Origin of the sequence: Priestia sp. FSL W8-0001, assembly GCF_038050335.1 — a bacterium.
Taxonomy (GTDB): domain Bacteria; phylum Bacillota; class Bacilli; order Bacillales; family Bacillaceae_H; genus Priestia; species Priestia flexa.
Genome location: NZ_JBBPAL010000001.1, coordinates 1,895,611 through 1,920,775 on the forward strand (window position 1 = coordinate 1,895,611; position 25,165 = coordinate 1,920,775).

Annotated in this window: 26 protein-coding genes and 2 pseudogenes; 18 read left to right on the forward strand and 10 right to left on the reverse strand. The window is 38.0% G+C overall.

Features of this window, described 5'->3' with window-relative positions:
* Window positions 1-2 precede the first annotated feature (2 nt).
* The 4 genes from MKZ18_RS09990 (at window position 3) to MKZ18_RS10005 (ending at window position 4,547) form a co-directional block, all read left to right on the forward strand.
* Window positions 3-1,349: an FAD-binding oxidoreductase gene (locus MKZ18_RS09990; RefSeq protein WP_061785425.1), complete on the forward strand. Its 1,347-nt coding sequence runs from the start codon at window positions 3-5 to the stop codon at window positions 1,347-1,349.
* 12 nt (window positions 1,350-1,361) lie between these two features.
* Window positions 1,362-2,210, forward strand: a complete 849-nt coding sequence (locus MKZ18_RS09995; RefSeq protein WP_025908039.1) for an ABC transporter permease — start codon at window positions 1,362-1,364, stop codon at window positions 2,208-2,210.
* Between the two features lie 17 nt (window positions 2,211-2,227).
* Complete coding sequence (locus MKZ18_RS10000) at window positions 2,228-3,229, forward strand: ABC transporter substrate-binding protein (RefSeq protein ID WP_062686294.1); 1,002 nt, start codon at window positions 2,228-2,230, stop codon at window positions 3,227-3,229.
* Window positions 3,230-3,302: 73 nt separating this feature from the next.
* The gene (locus MKZ18_RS10005) at window positions 3,303-4,547 is read left to right on the forward strand and encodes an amidohydrolase family protein (RefSeq protein WP_253347910.1); all 1,245 of its coding nucleotides are present in this window, start codon (window positions 3,303-3,305) and stop codon (window positions 4,545-4,547) included.
* 35 nt (window positions 4,548-4,582) lie between these two features.
* On the opposite strand, the gene MKZ18_RS10010 is transcribed toward MKZ18_RS10005, so the two are convergent.
* On the reverse strand, window positions 4,583-5,761 hold the full coding sequence (locus tag MKZ18_RS10010) for an NAD(P)/FAD-dependent oxidoreductase (RefSeq protein ID WP_144594090.1): 1,179 nt from the start codon (window positions 5,759-5,761) through the stop codon (window positions 4,583-4,585).
* A gap of 46 nt (window positions 5,762-5,807) precedes the next feature.
* Window positions 5,808-6,242 (reverse strand): DUF1641 domain-containing protein, encoded by a 435-nt coding sequence (locus MKZ18_RS10015; RefSeq protein ID WP_025911182.1) that lies wholly within the window; start codon window positions 6,240-6,242, stop codon window positions 5,808-5,810.
* A gap of 283 nt (window positions 6,243-6,525) precedes the next feature.
* On the opposite strand from MKZ18_RS10015, the gene MKZ18_RS10020 reads away from it, so the two are divergent.
* The 6 genes from MKZ18_RS10020 (at window position 6,526) to MKZ18_RS10045 (ending at window position 11,257) form a co-directional block, all read left to right on the forward strand.
* Entirely contained in the window at window positions 6,526-6,747 is a 222-nt protein-coding gene (locus tag MKZ18_RS10020; protein WP_340842538.1) for a hypothetical protein, read from the forward strand.
* Complete coding sequence (locus MKZ18_RS10025; RefSeq protein ID WP_100347723.1) at window positions 6,747-7,058, forward strand: ammonium transporter; 312 nt, start codon at window positions 6,747-6,749, stop codon at window positions 7,056-7,058. Before MKZ18_RS10020 ends, MKZ18_RS10025 begins: the two co-directional genes overlap by 1 nt.
* 320 nt (window positions 7,059-7,378) lie before the next feature.
* Complete coding sequence (locus tag MKZ18_RS10030) at window positions 7,379-7,576, forward strand: IDEAL domain-containing protein (protein ID WP_025911177.1); 198 nt, start codon at window positions 7,379-7,381, stop codon at window positions 7,574-7,576.
* A gap of 290 nt (window positions 7,577-7,866) precedes the next feature.
* Window positions 7,867-9,249, forward strand: a complete 1,383-nt coding sequence (locus MKZ18_RS10035; RefSeq protein ID WP_144594091.1) for a cobyrinate a,c-diamide synthase — start codon at window positions 7,867-7,869, stop codon at window positions 9,247-9,249.
* On the forward strand, window positions 9,246-9,992 hold the full coding sequence (cobA, locus tag MKZ18_RS10040) for a uroporphyrinogen-III C-methyltransferase (protein ID WP_035321217.1): 747 nt from the start codon (window positions 9,246-9,248) through the stop codon (window positions 9,990-9,992). The genes MKZ18_RS10035 and cobA overlap by 4 nt, the downstream gene beginning before the upstream one ends.
* Window positions 9,993-10,129: 137 nt before the next feature.
* On the forward strand, window positions 10,130-11,257 hold the full coding sequence (locus MKZ18_RS10045) for a GAF domain-containing sensor histidine kinase (RefSeq protein ID WP_025911173.1): 1,128 nt from the start codon (window positions 10,130-10,132) through the stop codon (window positions 11,255-11,257).
* Between the two features lie 28 nt (window positions 11,258-11,285).
* Here the strand turns inward: MKZ18_RS10045 and spoIIP are convergent, their stop codons facing one another.
* From spoIIP to MKZ18_RS10060, 3 genes are all read right to left on the reverse strand, one after another.
* Entirely contained in the window at window positions 11,286-12,473 is a 1,188-nt protein-coding gene (gene spoIIP, locus MKZ18_RS10050; RefSeq protein ID WP_025911171.1) for a stage II sporulation protein P, read from the reverse strand.
* A 130-nt stretch (window positions 12,474-12,603) separates the two neighbouring features.
* A complete protein-coding gene (locus tag MKZ18_RS10055) occupies window positions 12,604-12,978 on the reverse strand; it encodes an RQC domain-containing protein (protein WP_340842537.1) in 375 nt (124 codons plus the stop codon).
* A 41-nt stretch (window positions 12,979-13,019) separates the two neighbouring features.
* Entirely contained in the window at window positions 13,020-13,406 is a 387-nt protein-coding gene (locus MKZ18_RS10060) for a hypothetical protein (protein WP_225002472.1), read from the reverse strand.
* Between the two features lie 215 nt (window positions 13,407-13,621).
* Between MKZ18_RS10060 and MKZ18_RS10065 the strand changes: the two genes are divergently transcribed.
* Window positions 13,622-14,137, forward strand: coding sequence for an SMI1/KNR4 family protein (locus tag MKZ18_RS10065; protein WP_025911166.1), 516 nt, complete (start codon window positions 13,622-13,624; stop codon window positions 14,135-14,137).
* Between the two features lie 12 nt (window positions 14,138-14,149).
* Here MKZ18_RS10065 and MKZ18_RS10070 read toward each other — a convergent pair whose 3' ends face one another.
* Window positions 14,150-14,659 (reverse strand): GNAT family N-acetyltransferase, encoded by a 510-nt coding sequence (locus MKZ18_RS10070; RefSeq protein WP_224840202.1) that lies wholly within the window; start codon window positions 14,657-14,659, stop codon window positions 14,150-14,152.
* A gap of 175 nt (window positions 14,660-14,834) precedes the next feature.
* On the opposite strand from MKZ18_RS10070, the gene MKZ18_RS10075 reads away from it, so the two are divergent.
* The 3 genes from MKZ18_RS10075 to MKZ18_RS10085 are packed head-to-tail and all read left to right on the forward strand — an operon-like array spanning window position 14,835 to window position 17,395.
* The gene (locus MKZ18_RS10075; RefSeq protein ID WP_078989784.1) at window positions 14,835-16,301 is read left to right on the forward strand and encodes a sensor histidine kinase; all 1,467 of its coding nucleotides are present in this window, start codon (window positions 14,835-14,837) and stop codon (window positions 16,299-16,301) included.
* A gap of 14 nt (window positions 16,302-16,315) precedes the next feature.
* Entirely contained in the window at window positions 16,316-17,002 is a 687-nt protein-coding gene (locus MKZ18_RS10080) for a response regulator transcription factor (protein ID WP_035321211.1), read from the forward strand.
* A gap of 12 nt (window positions 17,003-17,014) precedes the next feature.
* Window positions 17,015-17,395, forward strand: a complete 381-nt coding sequence (locus tag MKZ18_RS10085; RefSeq protein ID WP_260864981.1) for a GNAT family N-acetyltransferase — start codon at window positions 17,015-17,017, stop codon at window positions 17,393-17,395.
* Window positions 17,396-17,727: 332 nt separating this feature from the next.
* On the opposite strand, the pseudogene MKZ18_RS10090 reads toward MKZ18_RS10085, so the two are convergent.
* Window positions 17,728-19,364 (reverse strand): annotated as a pseudogene (locus MKZ18_RS10090) (SulP family inorganic anion transporter).
* A gap of 272 nt (window positions 19,365-19,636) precedes the next feature.
* Between MKZ18_RS10090 and MKZ18_RS10095 the strand changes: the two are divergent.
* From MKZ18_RS10095 to MKZ18_RS10110, 4 genes and pseudogenes are all read left to right on the forward strand, one after another.
* Complete coding sequence (locus MKZ18_RS10095) at window positions 19,637-20,044, forward strand: MerR family transcriptional regulator (protein ID WP_078989783.1); 408 nt, start codon at window positions 19,637-19,639, stop codon at window positions 20,042-20,044.
* Window positions 20,045-20,049: 5 nt separating this feature from the next.
* Window positions 20,050-20,940: pseudogene (locus tag MKZ18_RS10100) on the forward strand (MFS transporter).
* 139 nt (window positions 20,941-21,079) lie between these two features.
* Window positions 21,080-21,379 (forward strand): TIGR04104 family putative zinc finger protein, encoded by a 300-nt coding sequence (locus tag MKZ18_RS10105; protein ID WP_025911153.1) that lies wholly within the window; start codon window positions 21,080-21,082, stop codon window positions 21,377-21,379.
* 337 nt (window positions 21,380-21,716) lie between these two features.
* Complete coding sequence (locus MKZ18_RS10110) at window positions 21,717-22,517, forward strand: YihY/virulence factor BrkB family protein (protein ID WP_025911152.1); 801 nt, start codon at window positions 21,717-21,719, stop codon at window positions 22,515-22,517.
* Between the two features lie 28 nt (window positions 22,518-22,545).
* Here MKZ18_RS10110 and MKZ18_RS10115 read toward each other — a convergent pair whose 3' ends face one another.
* The 3 genes from MKZ18_RS10115 to MKZ18_RS10125 form a co-directional block, all read right to left on the reverse strand.
* Complete coding sequence (locus MKZ18_RS10115; protein WP_144594393.1) at window positions 22,546-23,715, reverse strand: MFS transporter; 1,170 nt, start codon at window positions 23,713-23,715, stop codon at window positions 22,546-22,548.
* A 156-nt stretch (window positions 23,716-23,871) separates the two neighbouring features.
* Window positions 23,872-24,630, reverse strand: a complete 759-nt coding sequence (locus MKZ18_RS10120; RefSeq protein ID WP_025911150.1) for a TrmB family transcriptional regulator — start codon at window positions 24,628-24,630, stop codon at window positions 23,872-23,874.
* A 151-nt stretch (window positions 24,631-24,781) separates the two neighbouring features.
* A complete protein-coding gene (locus tag MKZ18_RS10125; protein ID WP_257788883.1) occupies window positions 24,782-24,910 on the reverse strand; it encodes a hypothetical protein in 129 nt (42 codons plus the stop codon).
* Window positions 24,911-25,165: the final 255 nt, after the last annotated feature.

Genomic DNA, 25,165 nt, shown 5'->3' on the forward strand with positions numbered 1-25,165 from the left:
TTATGGTGTGGTTACAAGAATTCATAAATGAGTTTGGAACTGATGCTGTTATTGTAAACGAGGTCTTAAGAGAAAAGCTATCAAAAGACTACTATTGGTATTCTCCAGTACTGTATGAGCAGCTTAAAAATAAAATCGCCGATTGTGCAATTGCGCCTACATCAATCGATGAACTACAGCGTATCGTTTCGTTTGCCGTTAAAAATAAAGTAGCTATTACGCCAAGAGGAGCGGGAACAGGAAACTACGGCCAAGCAATTCCATTACAAGGTGGAATCGTTATTGATTTAACAAAACTTGATCGTATTGACATGCAAGGAGATCGCTTAGTTTCCGTGCAGGCTGGCGTTCGCTTAGGTGTATTGGAAAAGACGCTGCGTCAAAACAATCGGGAACTTCGTATTTTTCCGAGCACTTATATGAAGGCAACGGTGGGGGGATTCTTATGCGGAGGCTCCGGTGGAATCGGATCGATTCGTTGGGGAAATTTATGGGACGATAATGTAAGTAGCGTTACGGTTATGACCGTTGAGGAAATGCCCCAGCTGTTAACTGTTTCAGGTGATGACATGCAGCAGTACATTCACAATTATGGCACAACCGGTCTTATTGTTGAAGTGAAGCTGCCGATAGAACCAAAGGTGTCATGGTCACAACATATCGTTTTCTTTCATGATTTTCGTGAAGCTATTAAGTTTAGCGATGAACTAGCCCATAGTGAAGAAATCCTTAAGCGTTTGGTTTCCGTGTGTGAATGGCCAATTCCAGCTCACTTTCACCCCTTGAAGAAAGTATTACGGGAAGGTCAGTCAATTGTCATGCTTGAAATTGACGAAAAATCAGTTCATCTATTAGATTGTTTGGCAGATAAATATGATGGAGACATAGGATACACAATTCCTGCTGAAAACTATCAAAAAGGACTAAAGCTTTCTGATTTTACATGGAATCATGCGACATTATGGGCTCATAAGCATGGAGACAATTTAACCTACTTGCAGGCTCGCTTTCAAACTGATCGAATATTTGAGCAGATGGCAGATCTTCGAAGTAAATTTGGTGATGAAATTCAGTTTCACTTTGAATACATTAAAATTCAAGGAGAAATTGTACCCGCTTCACTACCGGTGGTGAAATATCAGTCAAAAGAGAGGTTATATGAAATCATCCAGTTTTGTAAAACGATTGAAGTAGAAATTAATGATCCGCACACATATATACTCGGGTTTGGTGGATACAACATGAGAATGAAAGAGTTATTAAAACGAAAAGAGCTAAACGACCCTTATAACTTATTGAATCCTGGTAAGTTGCCGACGGCTAAAGAAGTCCAAGAATTTCAGTTATAGGAGGGGGAAAACATGGAACATTCGCATCAGGAGTTAAATCGAGTTCAAGAAGTAAACGTCACCTATAAGAAAAACACGTGGCCAATATTGAATACGTATCTTCCACCAGTTATCGTATTTATGCTTTTTATGCTATTTTGGCAGTTTGGTACCCAGCTGCTTCAAATTCCACCTTACTTATTGCCAAAACCAATGGATATTGTAGAAGCTGCCGTAATGAATTGGAGTAACCTAAGCGGTGCTGTTATTCGAACAATCACAGAGTCGATGCTCGGGTTTATGTTTAGTGTAATAGGTGGAGTGGTTGGCGCGCTATTGATGTCTAGCTCTAAGCTTCTAGAACGCAGCTTATACCCCTACGCCATTTTATTACAGACTATTCCGATTGTGGCCATTGCACCTATCATCGTGATTTGGTTTGGTTCAGGTATGAATGCTATTGTGATCATTGCGTTTACAATTGGCTTTTTCCCTATGCTATCCAACACGCTCATTGGCTTAAACGCAACGGATCGTGGCATGATTAATTTGTTAAAGCTGTACCAAGCGTCACCTTGGCAAATTATGTGGAAAGTGCGAATTCCAGCTGCTCTTCCTTATATCATGGCAGGATTGAAAATTTCCTGTACCTTAGCAGTTGTAGGAGCAATCGTAGGAGAATACATAGCCGGTATTGGTGGGGGCGACGGTGGTTTAGGCTATGCCATTACGGTAGCTTCCTCTCGGATGGAAACGGCATACCTATTCGCTTGTGGTATTTCCGCATCTGTTTTAGGTATTGGCTTTTTCTTGCTGGTCAATTTATTTTCTAAGCTTTTGTTAGGTTCATGGCATGAGTCGGAAATGAAGAGAGAGAACTAATTTTCTAAAAGGGGGAAATGAGTGTGAAACAAGGGGTTTTAAAAAAAATCGGTTTAATTGGTGCTGTATCACTGTCATTATTTCTGGCAGGATGTGGAAGTGAAGAGACGTCTGGGAGTGATAATACTGAGAAAAAATTAGAAACGGCAACCCTTATTACAAACTGGTTTGCACAACCTGAACATGGCGGTAACTACGCGGCATTAAAAAAAGGTTTTTATAAAGAACAAGGTCTCGACATGATAATTGAACCGGGAGGACCTCAAATTTCATCAACCCAAGTCGTTGCTTCTGGAAAGGCTGAATTTGGTTATACGCAAGCGGAAGATATTTTAATTGCAAGAGATAAGGGAATACCTCTTGTTGCGATTGGAGCAATTTTTCAAAAAAGCCCGCAGGTATTAATTACCCATAAAGGAACGGTAGGAGATTTTAAGGAACTGAACGAAAAGACAGTGTATACAGCACCAGGGAGTGGTTATTGGGAATATATTAAAAAAGCCTATAACTTAGATAGGGTAAAAGATCGTGCGTATACGGGCTCATTAGCAACCTTTATTGAGGATGAAAATGCGGTCACACAAGGGTACGTGACGTCAGAGCCGTTTTCTCTTGAACAAGAAGGAATAGAAAACGATTATTTATTCATTCATGATGCTGGATTTGAAACGTATGCAAACGTGATTTTTACAACTGAAAAGATGATTAAAGAAAACCCTGAAGTGGTTCAATCATTTATGAATGCTACGGTAAAAGGCTGGGAGTATTACCGAGAAAGTTCAGATGAAATCAATCCGTTCCTTCAAGAGAGAAATCCAGACTTGAAGATGGAAGCGATGGAATATGGTGCAAAAGCACAAGAAGAATTGATCTTCGGAGGAGATGCTGCTGAAAGAGGTTTCGGTTATATGTCAGCGGAGCGCTGGGATAAACTTCAAATGCAGCTTCTTGACTTAGGGATTATTAAAAATAAAGAAGATATTAAGGGGATTTTTACAACAGAATTTTTAAAGAAATAAACTGTAAATGTAGAGAAAAAGAGAAGAGTAGATCTTCTCTTTTTTAGTAGAAAGGAAGATTCTATTGTATGATATGGCCATTAAAAATGCTCGGTTGTTACACGCAGTGGAAGTTGTAAATATTGGAGTATCGAATGGAAGGTTTATGCATATAACAAAAGATCTAGTAGATGGAAAGAAAGTGATAGATGCCAAAGGGGGGATAGTTATTCCTCCTTTCGTAGAATTGCATACTCATTTTGATACCGCTTTGACTGCAGGTTGGCCAAGCTTTAATCGAACCGGTACGTTACAAGAAGGAATTTCAATATGGAACAAACGAAAAAAAAGTCTTACCATCAAGGACGTGAACGAGAGGGCTGAACAAGCATTAAAGATGTACATCAAGCATGGGGTGTTAAGTGTTCGAGCAGCAGTGGACATATCTGATGATGATTTAACGGCTTTAAAAGCTATTCTGCAAATAAAAAAAGTGTATGAACAAATTATCGATTTACAAATTATTGCTTTTCCGCAAGATGGGTTGTGGAAGTGCTTTGAAAATCAGGGGAGAATGCGGAAAGCACTTGAAATGGGAGCTGACGCAGTAAGTGCTGTGCCACATTTAGAAAGTAGTCGAGAAGAAGGGGTGCGCTCTTTGGAATACTGTTTTAGTCTCGCCAAAGAGTATGGAAGCTATATTCATATTTTTTGTGACGAAGTAGACGAAGTGAGCTCAACATTTGTACAAGAAGTAGCGAATTTAACCATTGAAAATGGGTTTGAAGGTAGGGTTGTAGTCAGCCACGTAAATGCGCTGGCTTATTATGAAAGTAAATATGCTGAATCAGTAATGGAGGCTATAAAGAAAGCTCGTTTAACCGTTGTTAGTTGTCCACTTATTAACAGTTCGATGCTAGGAAGAAATGATGCATATCCTAAAGCGACAGGAATTACCAGGGTGAAAGAATTAGATACTAAAAATATTAATATTTGTATTGCTCATGACGATATTCAGACTCCTTTTTATCCCTTCGGAGACGGAAATATGCTAAGAGCCGCTTTTATGGGAGCGCATTTAGCTCATATGACAGGAGAAGAACCAGTGAAAAGGGTTTTATCCATGATTACAGAACGACCAGCCGCTGCTTTTGGAAAAGGCAAAGCGTATGGAATTCAAGAAAGAAGTGAAGCTAATTTTTTACTTTTTGAGGAGCGGACGATTCGTGAGCTTATGCTTAACCAGTCGGTGCCTAGATATGTAATCAGAAGAGGGAAAGTTATAGCTGAAACGATTCCGGCTTATACGAAGTGGGGGTGTTCTTTGCAACTTATGTAAAAAAGCCAACGCGTGTCTGCGTTGGCTTTTCTGTATTAATATGCTAGAGCAAATAAACCTTTGATGTGTGACAAGTAACGAACGTTACTTGCTTCTTTCATTAGAGCCGCTGGCAAACCTTTTAATTGCGTTTTATTTCCGCCGATTGTACCAATTGCATCTTTACGTCCAAGGCTTCCTAATGTACCAGAGAATACTGGAGAGAACCCGTGCATTGCGCCACCTTTAATAGCTACTGCTAAGTTCACGCCAATAACTTCTCCCATTTGCCAAGCTAGCTGTGCAGTTGGTGGGTAAGGGCGTCCTTCAGGCCCCATAACAACCGCGCTATCACCAGCTACGAAAATGTCTTCGTGAGAAGTAGATTGTAAGAATTCATTCACAAGAGCACGACCGCGGTTTACTTCGATACCAGAGTTAGCAACTACTGAGTTACCTTGAACTCCGCCAGTCCATACCATTGTTTTTGTTTCGATTTTGCTACCGTCTTTAAGCTCAACTGTTGTAGCATCCATTTTTGTAACAGGAGTTCCTGTTACAAATGTTACGCCACGTTTTTCCAAGCTTGATTGAGCGCGTTCTACTAGTTCAGTTGGGAAACCAGGAAGAACAGTTGGAGCAGCTTCTACACAGTATAGAGAAACATCTTTTGGATCAATACCGTGTTTTAGGCAAAGGCTTGGCATAAGGTCAGCATATTCACCTACAAGCTCGATACCTGTTAAACCACCACCACCGACAACGATTGTTCCGTCAGCTTTATTTTTTGTTTTGCTAAATTCAACAATGCGCTCTTCTACGTGTGCACGTAGGCGGTTTGCATCATTTACTGATTTCAACACAAAGCTGTTTTCTTCTAGTCCTGGAATGCCGAAGTAAGCAGTTTCACTACCTAATGCAGTTACTAAGTAGTCATAGCTTAATTTTGTTCCGTCTTCTAATGCCACTTCACGTTGGTCTGGTGAAATTTCTTTTACTGTAGCAATCTTTAATTCTACATCTTTACCTTTTAGTAACTTTTCTAATGGAAGAGCTACTGCTTGTTCAGATAGTCCACCTACTGCTAAACGGTGCAGTTCAGTAATGATTTGGTGAGTAGAAAAACGGTTTACTACTGTAATTTTTGCTTCAGATGCACTTAAGTGTTGACGAGCTGTTAGGGCTGTTAGTAGACCACCATAGCCGCCACCTAAAATTAAAATATGTTTTGACATAGTAGATCGATCCTCCGTTCGTGCTTTATAAAATGATAGATTGTTATTATTTTTGTTTTTCGCCTGTTACTTCTAAGTAAGCCTGCGCAAAGCGGAATAGTTTTTGAACTTGTGGATCTTTGAGCATACGTAATAAACCAAACAAACCGATAGTTGTTGATTGGTTAGCTTCCGCACGATCACTTGCTTCGATTGCTGAAGCAGCAAGATCTTTCACTTTTCCTTCAATTGGTTCGATAAATTCTTTAGCACCAGCAAGTAAATCTTCTTTTAACACGTTATCTGTTAATAGAGACTGTGTTAAGTCGTACGTTTTTGTTAATACAGTTACCATTTCAGTTAGCTTTGGTAAGTTGTCAACAAGAACTGTTAATGATTCTTGAACTTCTGGTTTTAGCAATTGATCAAGTACATCTGATTGAGTTGCACCTTTAGCTTGAACCGCTTCTTCAGCCGGCTTTTGGATAGTTGATTGAGACATAAGAACGTCCTCCTTTGCTGTATATTGTTGCATATGTAGACACTTTAGCTGCTAGACTTCTAGTTTTGTTGTGAAGTCCTGCACATTTATCTATTGTAAATTTATTGCCTTATAAAAGCAACCGGTTTGGTGGAAAAACCTAAGAAAGAGTCGAACGATGCATTTATTGGAAATGAACTCTGTTTATTCAGAAAATAAGAATAAATTCCGATTTTTAGATTGACGATTTTATCGATTCCCACATACAATCTAAAACATAACATTTGATGTGAGAAGATATGACGTGAAGGTCATGAATGAACTATACCAAACAGCTATATTTGAAATTAATCGTGAAAAGTATATGGTCCATGTAAAGGACAGGCTTCGTAAAATTGAGCAGTTTAAAGGGAAAATTCGTGAAGTTGAACGTGTGCTTGAACTGCTAACACAAGAGGTTGTCATCGAGGCAATCGTTTTAACATCAGCGATTGTAGAAGGTTTATCGCGAATGGAGGAAAGATAATGGGGATTGAAGAACTTAGCTTGGGCGTCAATACAACGTGGGTGGTACTAACGGCTGCTATGATTCTATTAATGGAAGTCGGCTTTGAGCTACTAGGGATTCAGTTCATTGGCTTAGTAGCATTGTCCGCGCGGGGCTTTATAGCAACGTGGTTTGGTTTAAAAGCAATTGCGCTACTTGTACCGCTTCGCTCCACAGAGGAAGAGGAAGAAGTAGGGTTAGATATTAGCTACCACGGTATTATAGCTGCCAATCAGTCTCATGAATTTATTGAATACTATAACCAGTACGAACAAACAGAACAAAAATAAAAGAGGCTGAGACATAAGTATTTCAGTCAATAATCTATCCGAACTATTGCGAGTTAACTACTTTTGATAGTTCGGATATTTTTTGTTGGTTCCAAAGACAATTAAAAAAAGCGAATTTCTGTAGCGTAATGGAGTAAACTTATTCTTCCAACCTAACGATGGTAGAACAGTTATCATTCGTCTGTGAGAAGAAATTATTTTGGTATGTCCCAGCTTCTTTTTATGTGTAAAAAAAGAAGAATTTTTCTAATTCTCGAAAAATGATTGAAAAGTCAGAAAATTTATGTTATAGTATAAAAAAGATAAGGAGTTGATTTCTTATGAAGAAAAATTTGCTGAATTCGTCGCCGAAATCGAATGTGAAAGTGTTAGATTCCCTAATTGCCGAAATGTTCTTAGATAAAGTTATTGCAGACTTTCAAAAAGCGAAATTGAAAAAAGAAATCGACCAGTCATTAGAAAAGAAAAGCAAAGAAGATTTCTTTAAACTAACTGATCAGCTAAAGAGTATTTCTTAATAGATGAGGCTGAGACATAAGTAGTTCAGCCTCTACTATACAGGAACGATTTTAATGCATCAAACTCGGAAGTTGTTTATTTTAATGATGCTAGACTAAGGTTGTCAGCAGTATAAGGATAATAAAGGTAAAAAAGCTGCAGTCGTTTAGACATTCTAAGCGCCTGCAGCTTTTTATATTCCGTTAAAAGGAGTTGAAAAATTCAGTAATATAAGCTACTATGTGAAGGATTATCACGATAGGTATAGTAGGATATTGCACATTACATAAGCAAGAAGAAAGGAGATTGCATGTCTAATCGAAGAATAGTCATTGCAGGAATTGAAAGCGGAGTAGGCAAAACGACTCTTACAATTGGATTGATGGGAGCACTCCGTCAAGAAGGCTATGTTGTACAGGGCTTCAAGTGCGGACCAGACTACATAGATCCAACGTATCATACAGCTGTTACGGGAAGGGTTTCAAGGAACATTGATAGCTGGATGCTTGAGGAAAAGATGATAGCAGCAATTATGAATCATGCGAGGGATGGAGCTGATATATCAGTTATAGAAGGAGTGATGGGCTTTTATGATGGAAAAGCACCCACCAGCAATCATGGAAGCACCGCTGAGCTTAGTATTTTAACAAACAGCCCCGTCATTTTAGTTGTTGACTGCTCTGGAATGGCAAGAAGTGCTGCTGCAATTGTGAAAGGCTTTCAGCTTCTTTCAGAAGAAGTCAACATCGTAGGCGTTATTGCAAATCGAGTCGGCAGTCAAGGGCATTTTCAACTAATTCAAGCAGCGGTTCAGAAGGAGTGCGGAATTCCAGTTGTAGGCTACTTGCCAAGATACAAACAGTTCTCTATGCCGGAACGACATTTGGGCCTTATCCCTTCAATAGAACGTGGTGACTTGCAACCCTTTTTTCATGAGTTAAGTCAAGCCATTTTAAAAACGATTGATGTAGAAAAAATTTATGAGCTTTCTAAGGCGCCCACTCTTAAAGGTTATACTGCTATCTTTTCGCCTCAAATACCTTTTAAAGTGAAAATTGCTGTTGCAAGAGATGCAGCCTTCAATTTTTATTATGAAGAAAATCTACAGTTATTAAAAGCAAAAGGTGCGGAACTTGTTTATTTTTCACCATTGCAAGGTGAAGAGGTTCCTAGTAATATAGATGGTCTTTATATTGGAGGAGGGTTTCCTGAAGAGTTTGCAGCAGAGTTAGCTGATAAAAACGAAGTGAAAGAGTCTATTAAGCAAGCAATTCATCGTGGAACACCGACGTTAGCAGAGTGCGGAGGGTTTATGTATTTAACCGAAGCAATCGTCACGACAGATAAAGAAAAGTTTGAAATGGTTGGCATCATTCCTGGAGAGGCACATATGCAAACGCAGCTTGCTGCGCTTGGTTACAGAGAAATTGAAGGTGCTAAAGGCAACTTTTTATTAGAAGGCGGCGTAAAAGCAAGAGGGCATGAGTTTCATTACTCAACTTTTCATTCAGCCCAAAAGCTTCCACACGCTTATCAGACAACAAGTATGGTAGGGGTAAAAGATGAAGGCTATTTAAAAGAGAATCTTGTTGCAGGCTATACGCACTTTCATTTCGGATCATCAACGGAGCTTGTTGAAAACTGGATAAACAAATGTGAAAAATTTAAAAGAGAAAGAAGCGATTCACTATGACAGCTGGGAAAGTATTTCTTGTGGGAGCGGGACCTGGAGACCCGAAATTAATTACGGTTTATGGCGTTGAATGCATTCAACAATCAGATGTTATTTTATATGATCGACTGGCTAACGAAAAATTATTAGAATATGCAAAAGCGGATGCAGAGCTAATTTTTTGTGGGAAGCTGCCGGGAAAGCATGGGGTTATTCAAGATAAAATTCATAGCTTATTAGTAGAACATGCCCTTGCTGGAAAAACGGTCACTCGTTTAAAAGGAGGAGATCCGTTTGTATTTGGACGCGGAGCAGAAGAAGCACAGTTTCTTGTTCAGCATGGTATTCCTTTTGAAGTAGTACCTGGGATTACATCAGGAATTGCAGCACCTGCTTATGCTGGAATTCCTGTGACTCATCGCGATCATGCTACATCGTTTGCAATTGTAACAGGACACGGTCGAGAAGAAAAAGGACAAGACTTCCTAAACTGGCCAGCGCTTGCAACGGGTATTGATACGATTGCGTTTTATATGGGGGTTGGTAATCTGCCGTATATTTGTGAGCAGCTCATTAAGCATGGACGTAATCCACATACGCAGGTAGCGCTTATTGAATGGGGCACAACAGAAAAGCAGCGAACGGTAACAGGAACGTTAGAAGATATCGTAACGATTGCAGAGACAGCGAAAGTAGCGCATCCTGCAATTGTCCTTATAGGAGATGTGGTTGGGGTAAGAGAAGCTATCCGCTGGTTTGAATAAGAAGATTAAGTAAGTTGGCTACTATGCCCATGTGACTTTGAAGGGTTTTTCTGAAAAAAGCGACTAAAGATAGTGTACCTGAAGCAGTAAAAACCTTATAATAAATGTAAAAGAATCCAAAGCTACGGGTGATTACAGTGAATAAAGTTTTCAATAAAGATGCGCTGACAGATATACTTCAAATAGCCATTGACCTCATTAAAAGTCGCACGGTTTTTATCGGCACGCTTGATGACGTGTTTTCAATTATGAAAATTGTAAATAGCGAAGGTGGAAGTCTACTCCATGAGGGATTAACGTTACCAATTGAGCTTTCGATTTGTAATTTGGTAACGTGTGAAGAGTCACTTGTCATTTCTGATACGAAGTGCGATGTTCGAACAAAACATCTGCAGGCTATTTATGATGCGGATGTTGGCTCTTACTTAGGTGCACCAATTGTATTAGAAAATGGTAAACTCTTTGGAACTCTATGCGTAGTAGATCCCAATCCACAGACTTTTACAGAACAAGAAGTTTCATCAATTAAGCGCTTAGCAAACGTATTAGGTACCATCATTTCTCAACAGCAGCAGGTAATTATTCCAGAGTTTGAAGAGAAAATACAGCATTTAGATAAGTTAGCGCTTGTAGGTCAACTTGCCGCTGGTTTAGCTCATGAAATTAGAAATCCTATGCAGTCAGTAAAAGGCTTTATCCAATTTCTGTTTGAAGAGCACAACCAAACCAGTAGTCATATTAAAGATCTTGTGTTAACAGAATTAAATAGAATGAATGAGCTTATCAGTGACTTTTTACTAGTCACGCAGCCCACTGCGCCTAAAAAAACACTAACTTCCATTACTGACGTTATGCAAGCAACAATTGGCGTATTGCAAAGCGAAGCGAACCTACATAATATTTCTATCTGCTTGGAAACGGACGACTACGTGCCGAAGTTATGGCTTGATGCTTCACAGATAAAGCAGGTGTTTTTAAATATTATAAAAAATGCTATTGAAGCGATTGGTCATAATGGGAAAATAGCAGTTTACGTTCAAAACAAAGAGGATACGGTCTGTTTGTTTATAAAAGATAGCGGTCCTGGTATTCCGTTGTCGATTATTAATAAAATTGGAGATCCCTTTTTTTCAACGAAAGATGAAGGGGTAGGGTTAGGTCTTTCTATTTGTCAAAGCATTATTAAAGAGCATCAAGGCTTTATGAGTATTGCAAATGATTATGAAGGGACCGTTGTTAGTATTCAACTACCCGCTACATCATAAGAAAAAGCTGCCTCTTGGCAGCTTTTTCTTATGATTCATTTCCGTTAACCTTTTCAGCATCCCAGTAAAATTCACTGAGAACATCTGCTAGCGCTTTTACGGTATTCGTTAATTCTTCCATATTGTTATCAACGCCACCCATTTCAATGAGAATAGCATTAGTGGATAAATCTTGGTTGTAAACTCCATTTCCGCTCGCTTTGCTTTTACCGAGTACACCACGACTTAATCCAGGATACTTCTTTTCTAACCCTTCATGAAGCGCTTTTGAAAGCTTTAAGTTTTGCTCAAAGTTTTGATTTTCTTTTCCCAATACAAACATGACGCGTGCATACGACTTGTCATTAATTTGAATCGTTGTATCTTTTTTACGAAGGGAATCTCGATGCAGGTCAATAAGGTAGGTTAAATCTTTATTCTGTGCCATGGCTTCTTGTACGATAGTACGAGACATCGCATAAGAGCGCGGTGTTTTCCAACCCTTTTCATTTAGCTTTGCGCCAATATTTGTTGTGTCGACTTCAGCACCAATACCTTGTGATTCTAATTCTCTCCCGAGCATTTCTCCGACCATGCTAATATTAGTTTTACTATCAGCTGCTTTATCAGCATTACCATCGCCTTCTAAACCTAGTAAAGGCAAATAGGACTCCCAGCTGTGCGTATGGTAGATATAGACGACTTTTCGTCCATTTGTTGTGTTAGCTGGAGGCTTTTCTTCTTGCTCTTTTTCCTTTTCCGTAGAAGGTTGTTCAACTTCTTCCTTATCTACTTCTCTTTCCTTTAACACTTCTTCGATTGGAGGAGCTGATTCTTTTGGAAAGTTTGTAAAATTAGTTCCTTCACCCGCAATAATTAAATTCGAGTCGAAAATGCTAAAACCTGGAATTTCAGATCCAAATAAGCTTCTCGCATCTTGTGTTCGTATGCTAGTGGAAAGTTCTAGTAGAGTGGAAGATAAAGAAGGCGTAGAAAAATTATCGTCAAACGCTTTCTTAAAATGCTGATTTTCTTGGCTCATTAAATAATATAGAGTTTCTGCTTTATGTTTTGATAACGTCTGATACACAATCGATGAATGAAACTGCTCTTTGAATGCGGAGTAGCTTACTACAAAGACTGCTGAAGAAATGAGGACAACAACGCATATAATGACCATAATCATTCTATATGTGAGAACAAAAAAGTTAGCACGGTTATCGTTACTAGATTTCAATATCGCTTACTCCCTTCAAGACCGCTTCTGAATCTAGTAACTAGTTTATGAGGAATGGAAAGGAAATATGAGGACATTTTCGAACATAATAGAGTAATTGCTAGAAAAAATGCTAGCTGAACCGAATCGGTTAGCTAGCAGAAGCATGTTTAGCTGTTAACAGTTGATAAATTCGACGACCTTTAGGAGTCAGCGTAAAGCCTCGGCTATTCTTTGGCATAAGATTTAAATGTTGAAGTTGGTCAAATACCGTTATAATATGCTTTCGCTTCACGTTGTTCAAGAGGCCGTGTGCGTGTAAGTTTGTTAAGCCTTTTTGGCGCATACTGTTTGTTGATTGACCTTCAACTACTTGGAAATAAACTTCTTGTGTTTGAGAATCCTGTAGTAGCTCTATCAATTCTAGAAGCTTATAAAAAGACAGAGAAGAAAGTGGTTTCTTTTGGACCATTATCGGTACTTCTACTGGTTCTTTTTGAATCTGATTTAATTCCTGTTTGTACATAGATGAAAATCCATCAAGCTGCTGATGTATGCCACTTTCATTTAATAAGGCAACATAAGCTTCCATTGTTTGAAACAGTGCAGTATGTGATTCAACGTTCCATTTAGAAAAGTAGGGTAGTGACAGCTCAATTTCTTCATTAGAAGCGACTGTGGTTTCCAAAGGTGTGGATAAATTGTTTCCATTCGGTCAATTGGAATAGGAAAACCGTCAGCTGCATTATTATATAAAAACGAATTAAGAAGCAATTGCTCATCTATGGAATATGTTTGAAGAGCTAATAAAACAGCTTCGTTCAAACGAGTGAGTAATGCTTTTGTTTTTTTTGTACTCAATGAGCGCACCGTTTTGTTTTTGCGACCGAGCGGTATAAAAGTTAGCTGCGGATAATCTTCAAACTGAATCGATAAGTTTTCAGATACTGCCATTATCGTAACTCCTTTCCTGTAGGTTGTATTGTAGCTACATTTTCATAAAAGAAAAAGTTTTGATGTGTTGAATTCTGAATAAATTTTTACTTTTAAAATAAGGGAGAAAGTATTTAATGGTAGCTGTATTTATAAGTGAAAGAAGGAATTAAGAACCCATTTGTGTAATTAGTGTATGTATGTTTTTTTGTTCAATCCAAAAATAGGAGGATCTTATGGTCAAAAAAACAATAAACGCACTAAAACAAAGGCTATGGGAAAATAACGATGTAATTGAAGTGTATAAAGGGAATGGAGAAGTTAATTTCACCACGTGCACATTTTACGAGGGTTTAGTAGAAGAAATAATTCATCAATTTGAACAAAAGCATAGGTGCGTTATGCCAAAAGACTACCGAGAATTTTTAAGGGAAACGAACGGCTGTCGCTTATTTGAGTCAAATCTAGTAGAAAACAGCGTTGTCTTATACCGTTTGGAAGATACGGAGAGTCAATGTAGTGAAGACTATATAACTATTGGAGCTGTCAATCAGAATGAGATTTTACTCCGAAGAGTAGAAGCAAGCGAGCACTCAGTCATAATTAAAAGCAAATATGAGCCGGTTGAGCAAGCGGTGAACTTACATATGACTTTTGAACAGTGGTTTGATCGACTAATAATGAGCCAAGGTAATTTATTTTGGACGTGGTCCGTTCAGCCAGTTCTTGTACGAATTAAACGATTTCAATAACAAGACGTGCTGCTATGAGCGGCACGTCTTGTTGTTTGTAAGATCATAGGTGTATAAAACGTCGTCTAAAAATACCCCGTCAAATTCGTGGGGCTGGTTTTTTACGAACCGTGCTCCTTGACGTTTGTAAAAGTTGACTGCACGCTTATTCTTTCCTAAGGCCCAAATATCGATTGACTGGACGCCTAAGGAATAAAGGTCCCTTTTAATAAAGTCCATTAACAAGGTTCCAAGTCCTTGGCCTTGTGTGCCTTCTGAAATGTATAATGCAACCAATTCACCTTTATGTGATGAGTGGCTGTATTGTTCATACGCACCAAAAGCAACGATAGTTTGCTGATCGCTGAAGGCTGCTACAATAGAAGCCCCGTCCTTCTGTAAAAAATTGCTCCACTTTTCTTCGCTTTCTTGATAGGAGAGCTTTTCTAAATAAGAGTCTGGAACTAGATCGCGATAAGTGGTTTTCCAACTATCAATATATAATGTTGAAATACTGCTTATATGGCTGAAATTTGCTTTCATGAACTGCAATGTGTGAACCCTCCGTATACAAAAATGAATGAATAACATGAATGAAATGTAAATAATTGTAATGTAGGACCATATTAAGAGATTCTTAATTTTTTTTGTGATATGGTTTAATTATCAAAATAGTTTAATAATAATTTCTTTTTCGGCAAGAAGAAAGGATGTGGACATGTCATTAAAACTTCGCTTTTTATTAACCTATCTTAGCATGGTTTTAGTTTTTGTGCTTCTGCTTTTGCTTTTTGGCTTCTTAGTGTTTTTTTCAATTACAGGGGATGCTAACTTTCTGCAAAAAACATACTCCAATGCATATGTATATAAGCTCTTAACACCGGAAGAAGAAACGACATTTTTAAATGTAAAGCTGCTGAGTCAAGAGGACCCAAATCAACTTTTAAATCAGCAAATAATTAAAAGTTATGAGCAAGAAGGCATTGATGTAATTGTCAGAAAGAATGAAGAAGTGACGTACTCATCGTTCTCTATAGATCAGCGAACAGTGGACAAAGAGCTGCCGCATTTTAATGAAAAAAGTACAAAATCAGCTACATATGAACAAGACATTATTCGAATTAAAAATAAGTTTTATTCATACATCAAATTAGATTTTTTCTTTCCAAATCGGGATGAAGGAACTGTTTTTGTTTTACGAAGCATTAGCCCTTACGTTGGAATTGTTCATAAAGTTTTTCCGTTTTTATTTATTTTTCTCTTGCTTTTATTTGTGGTGATCATTGGTTTTGTTAACTATGTTGTGTCCAGAAGCGTTATTAAGCCAATTTATAGATTAAAGCGAGCAGCTGAACGCATTCGTCAAGGAGACGTTCATTTCTCAATACCGTATAAGCACAATTCCAAAGATGAAATAAACGAGTTAACCAATTCTTTTGAAGAAATGAGAAAAAAGCTGCAATCATCTATTGACCTTCAGGTTCATTATGAAGAAAATCGTAAGCAGCTGCTGTCAAGCATCTCACATGACCTAAAGACGCCGATTACCTCAATCATTGGTTATGTTGAAGGGATACAAGATGGCGTAGCCAACACACCTGAAAAGCTTGAAAAATACTTATCAACAATTTCTACAAAAGCAAAGGATATGAATAGCTTAATTGACGAGCTCTTTTTATTTTCTAAACTAGATTTGCATGAAGTACCGTTTCATTTTGAAACCGTGAATATTAATGATTTTATGGAGAACCTCAACCAGGAGCTGCAATTTGAGTTAGAAGAAAAAGGAGTGCTATTACGCTTTTATACAACGCTTTTTAAAAGAGCTTATGTAAAAGCAGATACAGATAAGCTGCGGCGAGTAATAATGAACTTAATTACAAATAGCATCAAATTTATGGATAAAGAGGATAAGCGTATTGAACTGGTGCTCAGTGAAAATGAAAGTGAAGTAATTGTAAGAATAGTAGACAATGGGTGCGGTATCGAGCCGAGAGCGCTTCCTTACATATTTAACAAGTTTTATCGAGCTGAAGAATCGAGAAATACGCAGACGGGTGGAAGTGGTCTAGGGCTAGCAATTGCCAAACAAATCATTGACTCGCACGGTGGATCAATTTGGGCAACAAGTACATTACATAAAGAAACAAGCATCTATTTTTCTTTGCGAAAAATAACTAAATAGAGGTGATAGCAAGAGTGAAGCGTATATTACTAATTGAGGATGAGCCAAGTATTGCAGAGTTACAGCGTGATTATTTAGAAATTAACCAGTTTGAAGCACATGTGCAGCATAGCGGAGAAGAAGGTTTAGAAAGAGCTTTAAACGAAGAGTTTGACCTAATCATTTTAGATATTATGCTCCCAAAGCTAAACGGATTTGAAGTGTGCAAACGAGTTCGAGCGGTAAAAGATATACCTATTCTACTTGTATCAGCTAAAAAAGAAGAAATCGATAAGATTAGAGGTCTTGGGCTGGGTGCGGATGATTATATCACAAAGCCATTTAGCCCTGGAGAGCTTGTAGCAAGAGTAAAAGCGCATTTATCTCGCTATGAGCGCTTGAGCGAGCGCAATCACACAAAAAAACTAATTAAAGTTCATCATATTGAATTGGATAAGCTAGCCCGTCGCGTCTTCGTTTATAATCAGGAAGTAACATTTACCACAAAAGAGTTCGATTTATTATTATTTCTTATTACTCATCCAAACCAAGTGCTTAGCAAAGAACAACTGTTTGAAAACTTATGGGGGTTTGATTCGACTGGAGATATTTCAACTGTTACGGTGCATGTACGAAAAGTGCGTGAGAAAATTGAACAAAACCCTGCCCAGCCTCAGTACTTAGAGACAATTTGGGGAGCGGGATATCGCTTTAATATTTAAGGGGGAAGGAAATTGCGATTTATTTATTTGGAACCTCGCAGTCACCACTTTCATTGGATGAAAGCTGAAGCCTTTCAGCTTGAGGATTTTGATAGGGATATGGTAGGTGAACATCTACTAGTTGCTGAGCTTGATGATAAAGTTGTGGGGTTTGTATCTTTGTATCTTCCTGATAATTTTATTCACTGCTTATTTGTGCATCCCGATTATTCAAGAAAAGGTGTTGGAACAGCGTTAGTAGATGCAACCATTCAAAAAATGAATCCGCCACTGCGTCTGAAGTGCGTATCAAAAAATGACAAAGCGCTGCTGTTTTATAAGAAGAAGGGGTGGGTGCAAGTGGTTGAAGAAGGCCCTGTATCTGAACGCTATTGGTTAATGGAATATCAATAAGTAAAAAAGAGTTTGGGACATAACAAAATGATTGCTTCTAAAAGACGAACACTAGCTGTTCCCATCTCTTTGGTTTGTCTCAACACATTCGTTCCATTGCGCTACGGTCACTCGCTTTCCGCGGGGAGGAACCTGAGCTTCCTCGCTGCGCTGCGGGATCTCCGTTTTCCCTCTCTTTCCCGCAGGAGTCGAGTGTCCTACGCTCCATTCCACCCTGTTTCCAACATTGTTTTCACAATCAACCAAAAAACCTGAACGATTAAAAGTTATGAACTCTCAATCGTTCAGGTATAGTAGAGGCTGAACTACTTATGTCTCAGTCTCTTTTGTATTTAAGAAGAAAATGCGGGTTGATTAGCTTTTCGCTTACGTTTTGTATGAACAAAAGATTGTGCGTAATCAAGTGCTTTACCTGCCTGAGAGAAAAAGTGTTGCCGTCCAATTCGATCATACAGTCCAGTTTTTAGAAGCATCTCTTTTGGCTGAGCATCTAGCCCTGTAATTAATAATGCTCGGTTATCTTCATTAAGCCTTTGATGAACGTTTGATAGTAGATTTTCGCCTGAGGTGTCAATAAATGAAACCTGCTCCATTTTTAAAATAACAACGTCTGCATTCGATTGAATGATACTATCCGTTGCTTCTTCTAATCGTTCAGCCGAGCCGAAAAAGAGCGAGCCTTCTAGCGTGTACATTTGAAGCTGGGATTTTTCATCATGGTTTGTTTTTGAAACGTGAAGCGATTGGCTCATACGCTTAACAAACATAATAATGGCAAAGAGCAATCCTACCCCAACACCTGTTGTTAAATCGAAGAATACGGTTAGTAAGAACGTAATTGCTAAAACTGCAGAGTCTGCAGTTTTTGTTTTGAAAATATGAGCAAATTCTTTTCGTTCGCTCATATTAAAAGCAACGACCATTAATACAGGTGCCATGCTTGCTAGTGGAATATGAGATGCATAAGGTGCTAATACCAACAAAACGATGAGTACAACAAGGCCGTGTACAACTCCTGAAATAGGCGAAGTTCCTCCGTTACGAATATTTGTTGCTGTTCGAGCGATTGCTCCTGTTGCAGGAATACCTCCAAATAAGGAAGTGGTCATGTTGGCAATTCCTTGTCCCACAAGCTCTTTGTTGCTGTTGTGTTTTGTCTTTGTCATACTGTCAGCTACCATAGCTGATAGAAGCGATTCAATTCCACCGAGCATAGCGATTACAAGTGCTGCTGGTAATAGCATAACAATGGTATCAATTGTTAATTCAGGCCACTGAAAAGTAGGGAGTTCATTTGGGATTGGACCATAGGTTGATCCAATGGTGGCAACCTTGTCTTGAAAAAAAGAACGGCAATCAAAGTGGAAAATAGAATGCCTAACAACGCACCAGGAACCTTTGGAATAAATTTCGGTGCAATAAGGACAATTACTAAACAAATAATAGCTATTAGTATGCTATAAATATTGACAGCAGATAGGTTTGTGATAATTTCCCACATGTTAAGGTGAAAAGCTTCGTGTTTTTCTATATTGTGTAATCCTAAAAAGTTTGCAATTTGTCCTGAGAAGATAATAATTGCAATGCCGGCAGTAAAACCAATTGTCACTGGTTTTGGAATGAACTTGATAAACTTTCCAAGCCTAAGAAGTCCAACGGTAACTAAGATAATTCCTGCCATAAAGCCAGCTATAATTAAATTCTCATAACCATATTGCATGACAACTCCTAATAAAATAGGAACAAAAGCACCTGTCGGACCTGCGATTTGGAATCTGGATCCTCCGAATAAGGAGACCAAGATCCCGGCAATAATCGTTGTATAAATACCATATTCCGGTCGAACGCCAGAAGCAATGGCAAATGCCATAGCTAAAGGAATTGCTACAATACCTACCACGAGTCCAGCAATCAAATCTTTTTGAAAGCGTTCTCCGTTATAATCTTGAAACCTAGTCGCCTTTTTCATTTGAGTATCCTCCTTTGTATAATCAATAGACGGTCTGTTCTAAGGTGATACACTTAGTCTAAGGAGCAATCGTAAAGAAAAGTGAAAGGAATTCTTAAAAATTTCTTAAAAGACGGCAAAACTTATCTAAAATATAGAGTGAAAATATGCTTGAAATTATAAGTGAATCAAAATCAATACGTTGACATTAACGTTAACGTTAGGTATTCTTATGAAAGTAAAGTTTACGTTAACGTTAACGTTAATGTTATATCCCTGGAGGTTTACTGTACATGTACAAAATTGATGAAGTAACAAAAATGACAGGTTTAACAAAACGAGCAGTTCGCTACTATGAAGAAATAGGGCTAATTTTGCCTCCTTCACGTACAAAGGGAAATGTTCGACTCTACACGGAAGATGAAGTAAGTGAGTTGAAAAAAGTAGCAGAAGCAAAAGAAGTACTTGGCTTTTCCCTGCAAGAACTTCAAGAGTTTATGTCGTTAAAAAGAACGATTGAACAAGCAAAAAGAGATCAGGATGTCTCAGCTCAAGATGTATTGGAAATTGAAAATATGATTCATACTCAAATGGAAATGATTATGTACAAAGTCGATAAGATGATGACATTTAAAGAGGAATTAGAGGCCATGCATAAACGAGCTACAGACATTCGGAAGCGAAAGGAACAAGAGGAGTGACGCGTGTGGAACAACAACATTCTAAAAGCCGTGTTGGTCAAGTCATCACGGTTTTTGCTACGTTTTTAGCATTTATGGGAATAGGAGTTGTAGATCCAATTTTACCAGAGATTGCGGCTCAAATAGGAGCTTCTCACTGGCAAGTTGAAATGCTATTTACGTCATACTTATTAATGATGGCTATCATGATGATTCCAGCTGGGATTTTAGCTTCCAGATTTGGAGATAAACGCTTGATGGTTACAGGACTTATTATCGTAACAATTTTCGCTGCGCTTTGTGGCTTGTCTAATAATATTCCACAGCTATCCATTTTCCGTGCCGGCTGGGGGTTAGGTAATTCATTTTTCTTCGCAACTGCTATGACGCTGTTAATTGCACTATCAGGTGAAGTGAAACAAGCGGTTGGAATGTACGAAGCAGCTATCGGATTAGGAATGGCAGGTGGACCACTTGTTGGTGGTGTACTTGGTAGCTCTTCATGGAGACTACCGTTTATCGGAACTAGTATTTTGATTTTTATTGCATTTATTCTCGTTTTAACAATCGTTAAACAACCTGGTTCTAGTAGGCTAAGAAAGGCAGCAGGCTTTAAAGATATTATTCAGCTCTATAAGTGTAAGCCGTTTACCCAAGGTGCGCTTTCCGGAATGCTTTATTATTATGGCTTTTTTACGGTGTTAGCCTATACACCTCTTATTTTACCGATTAGTGCCTTGCAAATTAGTTTTGTCTTCTTTGGTTAGGGGTTATGCTTAGCTTACGAATCTGCATTTGCACCGTTATTATCAGGTGTAATCGGTCATGCAATAGCGCCTCAAGCACCTTTCTTAGTTGCTGCTATCATAGCAGTTGTAGCGTTTGTTATCATGAAAGTGAAAGTAAAAAAAGTTTAGAGATAGTAGGATAAAAGTACCAAGAGAAAGGCACGTAGCCTTTCTCTTTTTTTTGACTAATTTTGAGGAAATCAAAAAATAGTGTATAATGGAGACAAGAACGTAAATTTGTGTTCTATATTATAGGAGTGTGATGCGAATGGCCACCTGTAAGAACTGTGACCATAAATGGAATTGGAAAACATCTGTTAAAAAATTATTAACGCTTCGAAACGTGATGAAGTGTCCACATTGTGGAGAAGAGCAATATATGTCCGCAAAATCTCAAAAAAGATTGTCAATCTACTTATTTACACCTCTGATTCTTTGGCTTATCTTATCCGTACTTAATTTTCCTCTTCAAAATGTAATGACGGTTACCGTCCTCGGATTTGTTGTTTCAATTATGATGATGCCTTTTTCATACGAGTTAAGTGATGAAGAAGAGCCACTATGGTAAAGCTCATGTCTACATGAGCTTTTTTTATGCGTGTAAGCTACTAATAAAAGTCATCATCGTAACAAAGTCTAATAATAAAGACTTATTTAGTACCAAAATGTTTACAACAGATAAAAAAGGGAAATAAATTTATATTTTTCATGGCTAACGACGAAACACTTAGATATTTATTTTAGGAATTTCAGCTCATTTTTCAAGTCTCTGATGATCTTATATGCTGATTTACTCGTTTGGTTAAGCAAAGGGGTGAGATGCTTTACGAAGAAATAAGTAATGAAACATATTTTAGTTTATTATACTAAAGCAAAGTGCATGTACAAAAAGAAGGTGTATACAAATGGTAGTTCAAACATCAAAAACGGTCTTGCAACGTTTTTTTTCAGAGCGTTTTTTTGACCAAGCAGCGCAAACAGCATACTATTTTTTATTGTCCTTTATTCCATTTATCATTTTTTTATTTTCATTGCTAAGCTTCTTTCCGATTGATACCAATAATTTATTGGTGCTTATTCAGCCGTTTGTGCCGGAAAGTGCATACGATATTATTGAAAGGTCGGTTACGTCTGTTTTAAACCAAAGCGGAAAGAAATTATTGTCCTTTAGCTTAATTGCTACGTTTTGGCTTGCTTCAATGGCGATTCAGTCTCTTGTACGCTCGTTAAATGATGCGCATCAAATTGAGCGAAAGCAAACTTTTCTTCATGCATTAATAAATGATTTGATTTTGACGCTTGGCTTTATGATTATCGTGTCACTGTCGCTTTTCGTTCCAATTATAGAGGAAATTTCACGACACTTTATCGTAACAAAAGTTAAAATTCCGGATTTTTGGTATACAAGCTGGACCATTATTCGTTGGGGAATCGGTACGAGTTTTCTGCTTTTATTCTTTATCTTTTTCTATAAAATGGTGCCGAGTGCCAAAATTGCATGGAAAGAAGTATTGCCAGGGGCTATCTTCGCAACGCTAGGCTGGCAAGTGGCTTCAACTGGGTTTTCGTATTACGTGAAGTTTGGTAGTTATTCTGAAATATATGGTCAGTTGGGGAGTATTATCATCTTAATGATTTGGTTTTATTTAACCGCTGCTATTTTATTAATTGGAGGGCTAATAAACGGTCATCGTTATCAACGATAAAACCCGCTGCTACAAGCAGCGGGTTTTCTTATTTACTTTGAATAGAGTTAGTGGAAATGCTTGGGCGCGTTACAGCAATTACGGTTGCTAGTAGACCTAGTAAAACTAAAATAGAACCAACCCAACCGTTAAAGAGAGATGAATAGCCGTTAATAATAATTCCACCCACGTAAGATCCTGCAGCAATTCCCAAGTGAGAAATGGCAACATTTGTACTAATCAATACATCGGGATTGTCTTTGGCGCTTTGAATAATTAAGTTGTTCTGAGCTGGTGAAACGGCCCAGCTTAGAGCGCTCCAAACCGTCATCACAATTAAGAATAAAATAAAAGGCAGCTTAACGGCAAAAGGAAGAGCGACCATGCTTAGAAAAAAGGCACCGATAATTCCAATGACGGCAGTAGGTGCTCCAAGTTTATCAGAAAGAATGCCACCAAAACCTCCACCTGCTACGGCTGCTAATCCGAAAATGCCGTATACAAGCGTCACCATTCCGCTTGATAATCCAAATGTTTCTTGTAAAAACGGTGTGAAATAAGCATACAGCGTTAAGTGACCAGCTAATACAAAAAAGGTTGCGATATGAATAGACAGCATTTTTGTATTTCGAAGTGCATTAAGCTGTTGTTTAATCGGTACTACTGGAGCAGGTTCTAAGCGTTCCATGCTAATTGCAACGATAACCATAATAATCGCTGTTAAAAGTGCAATTAAAATAAAGACTTCACGCCAACCAAACGCGTTTCCAATAAAAATGCCAATCGGAATCCCAAGTACTAACGAAGCGCTAATACCCATAAATACAATTCCTAGTGCTCTGCCTTGATATTCAGGTTTCACAAGGCGCGATGCCATTGTTGTAGATAACACAATAATGAACGATCCGCTCATAGCAGCTAATATGCGAGAAACCATCAGCATGGAGTAACCCGTACTAGCTAAAGCTACGATATTACTTAGTAAAAAGATAAATAAAGCCCATAAATAAACTTTTTTACGTTCGAATTTTGCCGTAATGTTTAACAATACAGGTGCTGAAATTGCATAGACAAGAGAGAAAATGGAGATTAGATATCCAGCCTTTGCAATTGATACTTGAAATGAACTTGCGATGAGGTCGAGAATGCCTCCTAAAATAAGCTCAACAGTTCCTACAACGAAGGAAGCAATCGCAAGTATGTACACTTTATGATTCATAAATAAAACTCCTTTTAATAAAAGTTACAACTGTAATAGTAACCTTTATTGTAGCTCCTTTCAAGTGCAAAATTAAAAAAAGATTGCGTAAAAGCAATCTTTTTTTAATTAACGTCTATATGGAGTAAGAAAGTAGCGTGAGAGCTGGGGAGATTACTAATAGCGAAGACGAGTAAGAAGTCGCATAATCGTTTCATCTTCCAGCAGCTGCTCTTGGTATTTTTTTGTGATATATGTAAGAGCGACATCATGATAAAAAAAGTCGGTAAATACTTTAACAAGGGGCTGAGAGTTTGTCTTAATGGCTTTCCACGTCTCGTTTTCAATTCCTGCAAACAGCAAGGACTGTTCATCCACGATGACGAGCTGAGATGGTTCTAGCTTCTCATGGTGTTCCATGGGGTGAAGCGTGCTCGTATTTTCCAACGTCGTGCGCAAATCTCCAATTGTTAAGATTTCAACTGAAATTCCTTCTCTTTCTTTCTCTTCTAACAAGGGGCGGTAGTGCTCAAGCGTTGTATTCCAAGCCGATAGCAAAATGGAATGCGACGCATCTTGAATAAGTTCATCGATTGTAGCTATGATAGTTGCTTCATCTTTTAGTGTCCACACGTGATCATCTTGACTAACTTTCTTAATCTTATAAGACTGCAAATCGCGAATATCTTCTTCAAATTCTAAGCTTAACTTTTTAATAATGACATCAAGTGATACCGCAGAGTAAAACTTTTTTTTACCGGAAAGAGTGTTTAACACGACACCTTTTTCAATGAGTTTATCTAATACTTCATAGATTTTTGCTTTTGGTACCTGAGATGCACGCACGATAGCCGTTGCGTCCAACGACTCTTCGCTCGATACAAGCGCTTCATATACTTGACTTTCATATTGAGAATAACCGAACTTTTGTAACATAAAACCTCCAAGAGTCTCTTGTAATAAGTTATATGTATTTTATTATAACAAATCTAGTTTACAAAACCATGTTGTCAACGAGAATAGTGCGATTATTATCTATTCATAGTAATAAATAGAGGCATGATAAACTCCTTGTTATAGCATGGTTTTATCCGTGATTTCTGGCTGTTGATTCTCTTACTTTTCCGTATAGAAATTGAATGCCGGCATAAGTGAAAATAACAATACCACCTACTAGTAAAATGACGCATGCGCCTGCTTGGAAAAAATACTTCAATTTAAATCTCTCCTTTAATCCTTTATTTTCTATTTAAAATTTAATTAGTGAGTGTGTTTACTTTGGATGGAAGATTACTTTTGTTTCTCAATTATAAAATAAGGTAATAATCACACCCTACTACACGAGCTTACAGTTTTCTTACAAGACTGTAAGGAAACAGGCTTTCATAACATTTCTCTAATTAAAGCGCATACTATATAATAAAGATAAGAAAATACTGGAGAAAACAAGCATGGTCTTTTGGCGATGCTT

Bases quoted from the DNA above. Each gene is read 5' to 3' on its own strand.
- MKZ18_RS09990 (WP_061785425.1), top strand. From the start codon at position 3: ATGGTGTGGTTACAAGAATTCATAAATGAGTTTGGAACTGATGCTGTT.
- MKZ18_RS09995 (WP_025908039.1), top strand. From the start codon at position 1,362: ATGGAACATTCGCATCAGGAGTTAAATCGAGTTCAAGAAGTAAACGTC.
- MKZ18_RS10000 (WP_062686294.1), top strand. From the start codon at position 2,228: ATGAGTGTGAAACAAGGGGTTTTAAAAAAAATCGGTTTAATTGGTGCT.
- MKZ18_RS10005 (WP_253347910.1), top strand. From the start codon at position 3,303: ATGGCCATTAAAAATGCTCGGTTGTTACACGCAGTGGAAGTTGTAAAT.
- MKZ18_RS10010 (WP_144594090.1), bottom strand. From the start codon at position 5,761: ATGTCAAAACATATTTTAATTTTAGGTGGCGGCTATGGTGGTCTACTA.
- MKZ18_RS10015 (WP_025911182.1), bottom strand. From the start codon at position 6,242: ATGTCTCAATCAACTATCCAAAAGCCGGCTGAAGAAGCGGTTCAAGCT.
- MKZ18_RS10025 (WP_100347723.1), top strand. From the start codon at position 6,747: ATGGGGATTGAAGAACTTAGCTTGGGCGTCAATACAACGTGGGTGGTA.
- MKZ18_RS10030 (WP_025911177.1), top strand. From the start codon at position 7,379: ATGAAGAAAAATTTGCTGAATTCGTCGCCGAAATCGAATGTGAAAGTG.
- MKZ18_RS10035 (WP_144594091.1), top strand. From the start codon at position 7,867: ATGTCTAATCGAAGAATAGTCATTGCAGGAATTGAAAGCGGAGTAGGC.
- cobA (WP_035321217.1), top strand. From the start codon at position 9,246: ATGACAGCTGGGAAAGTATTTCTTGTGGGAGCGGGACCTGGAGACCCG.
- MKZ18_RS10055 (WP_340842537.1), bottom strand. From the start codon at position 12,978: ATGTACAAACAGGAATTAAATCAGATTCAAAAAGAACCAGTAGAAGTA.
- MKZ18_RS10060 (WP_225002472.1), bottom strand. From the start codon at position 13,406: ATGGCAGTATCTGAAAACTTATCGATTCAGTTTGAAGATTATCCGCAG.
- MKZ18_RS10065 (WP_025911166.1), top strand. From the start codon at position 13,622: ATGGTCAAAAAAACAATAAACGCACTAAAACAAAGGCTATGGGAAAAT.
- MKZ18_RS10070 (WP_224840202.1), bottom strand. From the start codon at position 14,659: ATGAAAGCAAATTTCAGCCATATAAGCAGTATTTCAACATTATATATT.
- MKZ18_RS10075 (WP_078989784.1), top strand. From the start codon at position 14,835: ATGTCATTAAAACTTCGCTTTTTATTAACCTATCTTAGCATGGTTTTA.
- MKZ18_RS10095 (WP_078989783.1), top strand. From the start codon at position 19,637: ATGTACAAAATTGATGAAGTAACAAAAATGACAGGTTTAACAAAACGA.
- MKZ18_RS10105 (WP_025911153.1), top strand. From the start codon at position 21,080: ATGGCCACCTGTAAGAACTGTGACCATAAATGGAATTGGAAAACATCT.
- MKZ18_RS10110 (WP_025911152.1), top strand. From the start codon at position 21,717: ATGGTAGTTCAAACATCAAAAACGGTCTTGCAACGTTTTTTTTCAGAG.
- MKZ18_RS10115 (WP_144594393.1), bottom strand. From the start codon at position 23,715: ATGAATCATAAAGTGTACATACTTGCGATTGCTTCCTTCGTTGTAGGA.
- MKZ18_RS10120 (WP_025911150.1), bottom strand. From the start codon at position 24,630: ATGTTACAAAAGTTCGGTTATTCTCAATATGAAAGTCAAGTATATGAA.